Genomic DNA, 7,860 nt, shown 5'->3' with positions numbered 1-7,860 from the left:
ATGAAAACGGCTGGCCCGAAGTCCGCAAGAGCATCCTGGACGCGGGCATTCACGACATGCAGATTTACCGCACCGGTAACCGCTTGTTCATGATCATGGAAACGGCCGACGATTTCCGGAACGAAGAAAAAGCCGCCCTCGACGCCGCCAACCCTAAAGTCCAGGAATGGGAAACGCTCATGTGGAAATACCAGCAGCCCCTGCCCTGGGCCACCGGCAACGAGAAATGGGTGGGCATGGAACAGATTTACCAGCTTTAGTAACGTGGATACGATAACGTCCGAAAGTGAAACCCCCTCACCGGTTCCGGACGAGGGGCTTTATTTCTTCCGCTGAATGGACCAATGGTGTGCCTGGAAAAGAAAAATCCCCCGGGAGGTGCCGGGGGATTTTTAATTACGGTATGGAGAGGGGCGGGGCCACCCTGTATTTCACTTTAAAATATCCGTGCGAGATGGTGTGGATCGTTCCCAGGTCCATCGACACCGCCGTTCCCAGGAATTCGCCTTCCACCAGGTCGCCCGTTACGCGGTGAACGGTGACGGACCAGGTGCCGGATGTTTCGTCGGCCTTGAGGAATTCCTTCGACGGGAAGCGCTCCATGGTGAAGGCGTTGCCGGGCTGGGCGTTGGTGTAAACGCCGGGCACGAGTTTATCGTCATGCGCCAGCACGTGGATATAGACAACGTCCTTCGTGCCCGTAGCGCCCTGGATGAGCAGCTGGGCTTTATCGTTCGTGGGGTCGGTGTCGGTTATATCACCGGGCGAGTAATAGGCCAGGTTCGTTTGTTCGGACAGCATGATTTCGTCGTTCATCCGGAAGGAAATGAACCGGCGATCGGGTTCCTCGGTTTCGGAGCTGCATCCCGCGCTGAAAAGCAGTACGGTGAGCAACGCGAGGGTGATGGCACGGAGGGGCATAGGTGGTTAAAATTTATAGTTTATCAATAGAAACCTGTTTCTGGCGGCCGATGCGGTACAGCATATAGCCCATGGCGCCGAAGAACAATACCCCCAGCAGCTGGTACCCGCCTGCGCCGAGCGCCCGCTGGAGCCCTTCGTGCGCGCTCACTTTTGCGAGCACGGAGGAAATATTGTCGTTCACGGAAAGGATCGCAACGATCACGCCGGCTACCGCGCCACCGGCCACGAGCCCTGTGGCAAAGAGGTTGCCCTTGCCCAGTTCTTCCTCTTCCGCGGAAAGCTGGATACCGGAGCGTTTCTGCCTCCAATCCACCAGCCCGCGGATGGCGCCGCCGATAAAGATAGGCAACGTGGTGGAAAGCGGCAGGTAAGCACCCACTGCGAAAGAGAGGGATTTTACGCCGCAGAGCTCCAGAGTGATGGCGATGAAAACGCCCACGAGTACAAACTGCCAGTCGAGATCCCCGCCGAGGATGCCTTTGATAAGCGTGGCCATGAGCGTTGCCTGGGGCGCCGCATAAGTGGGCGATCCGATGGCGTGGGTGATGCCCTGGTCCATCATGGCTTTAGTCGGCGTGTCGAGGTAGTGGACGGTCCACCCGATCACCAGCGACGAAACGATCGCGCCAACGAACAGTGCGATCTGTTGGTTGCGCGGCGTAGCGCCCACGATATACCCGGATTTGAGGTCCTGCGAAGTTGCGCCCGCATTGGCCGCAGCGATGCAGATCATACCGCCTACCACGAGGGCCATGGGTTCATAGACTTTCCCTGTCCAGCCTACGGCGATGAAGATGAGGCAGGTACCCATGATGGTGGCGATGGTCATCCCGGAGATGGGGTTGTTGCTGGAGCCGATCAGCCCCACGATGCGGGAGCTCACCGTCACGAAGAACGCGCCGAAGATAACAACCAGCAGGCCTACCAGTAATTTATTGAGAATAGACTCGCCCGGCAGTTGCGGGAGGAACGCCATGAGGAGCACCAATACGATGCTGCCGATGATCACGTATTTGAAGGAGATGTCTTTTTCGGTACGGGGAACCTCGCCGGTTTCGCCTTTTTCTTTCAGGGAGCCGAGGCTGTCTTTGAAAGAAGAAACGATAGTGGGGATGGTTTTGAGCAGGGTGATGAAACCGCCTGCCGCCACGGCGCCCGCGCCGATCTGTTTCACGTAGGCCTGGTAGATGGCCAGCGACCAGTCGTTGAACGAATGCGTGGAAGGATCCCATGCTCCCGGCCCACCTGGTGTCTGGAGATTTGCCAGCATACCGAGTTTCACGAGCTGGGCGGCCACGATATCTCCCGGGATGAGGGATGCCAGCAATGGAATGAGGCACAGCCAGGCCAGCACACCGCCGGCTACCAGCACGCCCGCGATCTTGGGGCCGATGATATAGCCTACGCCCAGGTACTCCGGTGTGATTTCACCGGAAACTTTTGCGGAAGGAAAAATCTTGTTGGCCTGTTTGGTCATGTATGCCGGCGTTTCCGCGATCACGTGCAATACTTTCTGCAACATGGCATATACCAGCGCCACGCCCAGCCCGATGAAGGCCGTTTTGGCAAAGGTGCCGCCCTTTTCGCCTGCCTTCAGTACCGACGCGCACGCCGTTCCCTCCGGATAGGGCAGGGTTTCATGTTCTTTTACGATGAGCGACCGCCGCAAGGGGATCATCATCAACGTCCCCAGCAAGCCGCCGAATATGGCCAGCACGAGTATCGTGAGGTAATCAAAATACTTTTCGCCGCTGCTGATGCCGCCCTCGCCGGCCGACAGGAACAGGAACCCCGGCAGCGTGAACACCACGCCCGCAGCGATTGATTCGCCCGCGGAACCGGTGGTCTGGATAATATTATTCTCCAGGATAGTGGTTTTGAAGAACTTCCGGCCCAGGGTAATAGCGATCACCGCGATGGGGATGGAGGCCGAAACCGTGAGGCCGGCCTTGAGCGCCAGGTAAACGGTGGCCGCGCCGAAGATGATGCCGGCCAGGCATCCAAGCAGGATCGACTTGAGCGTCAGCTCCTTCATCTTCATTTCAGGGGCTACGAAAGGTTTGAATTTCGACGACATAAGCAGTTGTTGGTTATTGCAAAGGCTAAATATAGGATTTTATCGTGTTGTGTAAATAAAAAGCATGCAGGGCCGGAAGGCGCTGCATGCTTTTTTATAAGTTGAAAATGGCACGTTTACGCCGCCGCCATCATTTTTTGCAGTTTTTTGGTCAGCAGGAACAGGATCAGCGCCGCTACGCCCGACATGCCCACAAACAACATGAAGAACTCATACAGGTTGCTCATCTGGTAGCCGAGGAAAACGGTGGTTTTGCCGTCCGGGTACAGTGCGCTGAGCTCGCCGGCCAGTTTATTGGCGATGGCATTAGCCAGGAACCACACGGCCATGAGCAGCGAAGCAAATTTGGCGGGGGCCAGCTTGTTCACCAGCGCCAGGCCGATAGGCGAGAGGCAAAGCTCGCCCCAGGTATGCAGGGCATACATGCCGATCAGGTACATCATGGTCACTTTCACGCCGGGCGCCACATCTTTCACCCCGAAAGCGATTACCAGGTAACCAATGGAAAGCAGCAGCAGGCCGATCGCCATTTTGGTGGGCGACGAAGGCTCGTATTTGCCCAGTTTCAGCCAAAGGAAAGCAAATACCGGTGCGAATGCGACTACAAAAATCGAGTTGAGCGACTGGAAGGTGGAGGCGGGGATCTCGTTCAGGAAAATCGTGGTCTGGCCTGTTACGAAGAATCCGATATTGACATACAGCAGGTACCCGATACAGGCCGCCAGCAGGATGTAAATGATGTACCGCACGCCTGGAGGGTCGTTCTGCAGGTGCTTGCGGGCGCCCAGGTAGGCTTTCGCCAGCAGGTAGATCAGTGCGGCGGAAAGCGCGGAAATAAGCCATACCGGGATGTTCCAGTTCAGCATGCGGTTGGTTTGCTCGTCGGCGAAGAATGTCAGCGAAGCACCCGCCTGCTCGAAGGCTGACCAGAAGAAGATCACGAAGAAGGCTACGATGAAGATCACCAGGATCCTGGTTTTTTCACCCTTGGTAAGTTTCTTGTCGGAGAAAATCATGTAGGCGATCGCCAGAACGGCTATCACCAGCAGGTAGGTGATGAACGGAACGATGCGCGCATCCGTATAAAGCATGCCGATCATGGCGGCAGACAGTACGAACAGGCCGATGTAGGTCAGCACGGCTTTGCCTTCTTTGGCGTCTGCCGGGCGGATACCGAGCGGGGAGCCGTCCGGGCGGCGGATGTAGAAGTCTTTCAGCCACTGGAAGATGATCACGCTGAGCAACATGGCGATGCCGGCGGCAAGGAAGGACCATTTGAAGTCGGTAGGGTCGCCGGTGTCGCCCACAGCGCCGCAGATGGCGGGCCCCAGCGCACCACCCACGTTGATGCCCATGTAGAAGATGGTATAGGCCGCATCGATCCGGCGGTCGCCTTCAGGATACAATTGCCCTACCATGGAAGAGATATTGGGCTTGAAGAACCCGTTGCCTGCGATCATGAAGCCGAGGCCGGAAAAGAAGAGGAAGGTGGAAAGTTGCGGCGAGGAGGTGTAGACGGATGCGCATCCGAACAGCAGGAATTCGCCCAGGGCCATCAGGAGGCCGCCGATAATAATGGATTTGCGGTTCCCCCAGTAGCGGTCGGCCACGAAGCCGCCGATGAGGGGAGTCAGGTACACGAGGCTGGTGTAGCTGCCGTAGAGGCTGGAAGCGAACGCTTTATCGAAGGCCAGCGCTTTGGTCAGGAACAGCACCAGGATGGCGCGCATCCCATAGTAGTTGAACCTTTCCCACATTTCCGTTGCAAACAACACATACAACCCCTTTGGGTGCCCGGTCTGAGGAGCCCGTTGATTCATAAATGGTCAGTTTAGATTTGCTTTCTTGACGATATTACAGTTTCTGAATACAGTTACATTTCAAAAATAGGCGGAAAGATAAAGAAATTCGGCAGAACACGTCCAAAAACCGGTTTTTTTGACCTTACTTTGCAAAAATTTCCGCGCGCAACGCGAACGGATCTCCTCGAATATTTTACGTCTCAATCCATTATGAACATTTTACTGTTAGGTAGCGGTGGCCGGGAGCATGCCCTGGCCTGGAAAATGGCTCAAAGTCCTGCATGTACGAAGCTTTACATCGCCCCGGGCAATGCGGGAACCCCTGCCTATGGCGAAAATGTCAACCTCTCCGTCTCCGATTTCGAAGGTATCAAAGCCTTCTGCATCGATAAAAACATCGACCTGCTGCTGCCCGGCTCCGAAGAGCCCCTGGTACTGGGTGTTTACGATTTCTTCGCAAACGACCCCGCCCTGCAGCACATCCCCGTGATCGGCCCCTCGCAATCGGGCGCCCGGCTCGAAGGCAGCAAAGCCTTCGCCAAGGAGTTCATGCTCCGTCACAACATCCCCACCGCCGCTTACCGCGAGTTCAGCGAAGCCAACTTCGAAGAAGGCCTCGCCTATATCAGCGAACATTCCCTCCCCATCGTGCTCAAGGCCGACGGCCTTGCGCTGGGCAAAGGCGTGGTGATCTCCTCCCTCCACGAGGAAGCTATCGCGGAATACACTGAAATGATCAAATCCGCCAAGTTCGGCGACGCCAGCAAGAAAGTAGTGGTGGAACAGTTCCTCACCGGCATCGAGCTTTCCGTGTTTGCGCTGAGCGACGGCAAGAACTACGTGCTGCTGCCTTCCGCCAAGGATTATAAGCGCATCGGCGAAGGCGATACCGGCCTCAATACCGGCGGTATGGGCGCTATTTCACCCGTTCCCTTTGCAGACGCGGCTTTCATGAAGAAAGTAGAAGACCAGGTAGTGCGCCCCACCGTGGCCGGACTGGCCGCCGAGGGCATCGTTTACCAGGGTTTTATCTTCTTCGGCCTCATCAACGTGGAAGGCGAGCCCTTCGTGATCGAATATAACTGCCGCATGGGCGACCCGGAAACGGAAGTGGTGATGCCCCGCCTGCAAAACGACTTGCTGGAGCTCTTCTCCGCCGTGAAAGGGCAAAACCTCGATAAGGTAAAGGTTTCGGAAGATCCGAGAGCCGCCGCCACCGTGATGCTCGTAAGCGGAGGGTACCCCGAAGCCTACGAGAAAGGCAAGGAAATCAGCGGGATTCCCGCACCCACGGCTGATCAGATCGTGTTCCAGGCAGGTACGAAAGCCGACGGCGGTAAAACGCTGACCAATGGCGGCCGCGTACTCGCCATCACATCTTTGGCAAGCGATTTGCAGCAGGCTTTGGCGCATTCCAGGCAGACTGCCGAAAGCATTTCGTTCGGGGGCAAGTATTATCGTCGTGATATTGGATATGAATTCCGCTAAGTAATTCGTCGTACGGGGTTCACGGATAGTGAAAATATGCATATAGCATTTCTTTTATTTATTTCCGGCCAAACTCTTGAATAATCCAATAATTGCATCGTATATTCGTTAGAATTATTCATTTTTGCATTCAAATATTTTTGACCGTATCAAACAATGGGCTTCTTTAACTTTTTAACTCAGGAGATTGCAATAGACCTCGGCACCGCCAATACGCTGATCATTCACAACGATCAGGTGGTAGTGGACGAACCTTCCATCGTGGCCATCGAAAGGGCCAGTGGCAAGATCGTTGCCGTGGGTAAGAAAGCAATGATGATGCACGAGAAAACGCACGAGTACCTGCGTACGATCCGTCCGCTGAAGGACGGTGTGATCGCAGACTTCAATGCGGCCGAGGGGATGCTCCGCGAGCTGATCAAGATGGTTTATCCCAAGAAGCCGTTGTTCGCCCCGAGCTGGAAGATGGTGATCTGTATCCCGTCCAGCATTACGGAGGTGGAGAAGCGTGCGGTGCGCGACTCTGCCGAGCAGGCGGGCGCCAAGGAAGTGTATCTCATTCATGAACCGATGGCTGCGGCCCTCGGTATCGGTATAGACGTGGAAGAGCCGGTAGGTAACATGATCATCGACATCGGAGGCGGTACCACCGGTATCTCCGTGATCGCACTGGCGGGTATCGTGTGCGACCAGTCGATCCGCATCGCGGGCGACGAGTTCACCGCCGACATCATGGAAGCCCTCCGCCGCTACCACTCGCTGCTGATCGGTGAGCGTACGGCAGAGCAGATCAAGATCCAGATCGGGTCTGCGCTGAAAGAGCTCGATAACCCGCCGGACGACATCCCGGTGAACGGCCGCGACCTTGTGACCGGTATTCCCAAACAAATCATGGTATCGTACCAGGAAATAGCCGAAGCGCTGGACAAATCGATCTTCAAGATCGAGGAAGCCATCCTGAAGGCGCTGGAAACCACACCGCCCGAGCTGGCAGCGGATATCTACCGCCGCGGCCTGTACCTCACCGGCGGCGGGGCCCTGCTCCGCGGGCTGGACAAGCGCCTGAGCCAGAAGATCAAACTGCCCGTTCATGTGGCCGACGATCCGCTGCGCGCCGTGGTAAGAGGCACCGGTATTGCCCTGAAACACATCGGCAAGTATCCTTTCCTGATGCAATAAAACTAACACATCCCGGCCTGCCCATGGCAGGCCGGGATGATATCCGGAATCCTAAGACTCGTATCCAGTGCGCAATCTGATCATTTTCTTACGGCGGTACTTCAACTTCTTTCTGTTTTTGCTGCTGGAAGTGATTTGTTTGATTTTCGTTTTCCGGACCAACAATTTCCAACGATCCGTTTACCTCAATTCCGCTAACGGCGTCTCCGGCAAACTGTACTCCCGCTATAACGACGTTCAATATTATTTCCACCTGGCAGAAACCAACGACAGCCTCGTAGCCGAGAACCTGGCCCTCCGCCAGCAACTGGCCACCAGCTTCGACCAGCGCGACACTTCCGCGGTCATCGTCATGGACACCCTCCGGAAATTCACCAACGATACGGCCCG

General features: G+C 55.9%; 6 protein-coding genes and 1 pseudogene. 4 read left to right on the top strand and 3 right to left on the bottom strand.

The genetic code is table 11. The features are described 5' to 3' along the window. A partial coding sequence (locus tag Q0510_RS21595) for an L-rhamnose mutarotase (protein WP_298716261.1) occupies positions 1–260 on the top strand: 260 nt, incomplete at its 5' end. Positions 261–396: 136 nt separating this feature from the next. On the opposite strand, the gene Q0510_RS21590 is transcribed toward Q0510_RS21595, so the two are convergent. From Q0510_RS21590 to Q0510_RS21580, 3 genes are all read right to left on the bottom strand, one after another. Then, entirely contained in the window at positions 397–921 is a 525-nt protein-coding gene (locus tag Q0510_RS21590) for a hypothetical protein (protein ID WP_298716257.1), read from the bottom strand. A 13-nt stretch (positions 922–934) separates the two neighbouring features. After that, positions 935–3,001, bottom strand: coding sequence for an OPT family oligopeptide transporter (locus Q0510_RS21585; RefSeq protein ID WP_298716254.1), 2,067 nt, complete (start codon positions 2,999–3,001; stop codon positions 935–937). A 116-nt stretch (positions 3,002–3,117) separates the two neighbouring features. Beyond that, complete coding sequence (locus Q0510_RS21580; RefSeq protein ID WP_298716251.1) at positions 3,118–4,821, bottom strand: peptide MFS transporter; 1,704 nt, start codon at positions 4,819–4,821, stop codon at positions 3,118–3,120. 192 nt (positions 4,822–5,013) lie between these two features. Here Q0510_RS21580 and purD point away from each other — a divergent pair, with 192 nt between their 5' ends. The 3 genes and pseudogenes from purD to Q0510_RS21565 all read left to right on the top strand — a co-directional run. Then, the gene (purD, locus tag Q0510_RS21575; RefSeq protein WP_298716248.1) at positions 5,014–6,291 is read left to right on the top strand and encodes a phosphoribosylamine--glycine ligase; all 1,278 of its coding nucleotides are present in this window, start codon (positions 5,014–5,016) and stop codon (positions 6,289–6,291) included. 156 nt (positions 6,292–6,447) lie between these two features. Continuing rightward, positions 6,448–7,470: a rod shape-determining protein gene (locus tag Q0510_RS21570; protein ID WP_126244279.1), complete on the top strand. Its 1,023-nt coding sequence runs from the start codon at positions 6,448–6,450 to the stop codon at positions 7,468–7,470. A 67-nt stretch (positions 7,471–7,537) separates the two neighbouring features. After that, positions 7,538–7,860: pseudogene (locus Q0510_RS21565) on the top strand (rod shape-determining protein MreC); the annotation flags it as partial.

Origin of the sequence: uncultured Chitinophaga sp., assembly GCF_937874145.1 — a bacterium.
In the GTDB taxonomy this organism is placed as follows: Bacteria; Bacteroidota; Bacteroidia; order Chitinophagales; family Chitinophagaceae; genus Chitinophaga.
The sequence above is the reverse complement of the archived record's forward strand: the minus strand, read 5'-3'. Positions and strand labels throughout refer to the sequence as shown.

What these genes read in the sequence shown, in the direction of transcription:
- Q0510_RS21570 (WP_126244279.1), top strand. Translation starts at nt 6,448, where the DNA reads ATGGGCTTCTTTAACTTTTTAACTCAGGAGATTGCAATAGACCTCGGC.
- Q0510_RS21590 (WP_298716257.1), bottom strand. Translation starts at nt 921, where the DNA reads ATGCCCCTCCGTGCCATCACCCTCGCGTTGCTCACCGTACTGCTTTTC.
- Q0510_RS21585 (WP_298716254.1), bottom strand. Translation starts at nt 3,001, where the DNA reads ATGTCGTCGAAATTCAAACCTTTCGTAGCCCCTGAAATGAAGATGAAG.
- Q0510_RS21580 (WP_298716251.1), bottom strand. Translation starts at nt 4,821, where the DNA reads ATGAATCAACGGGCTCCTCAGACCGGGCACCCAAAGGGGTTGTATGTG.
- purD (WP_298716248.1), top strand. Translation starts at nt 5,014, where the DNA reads ATGAACATTTTACTGTTAGGTAGCGGTGGCCGGGAGCATGCCCTGGCC.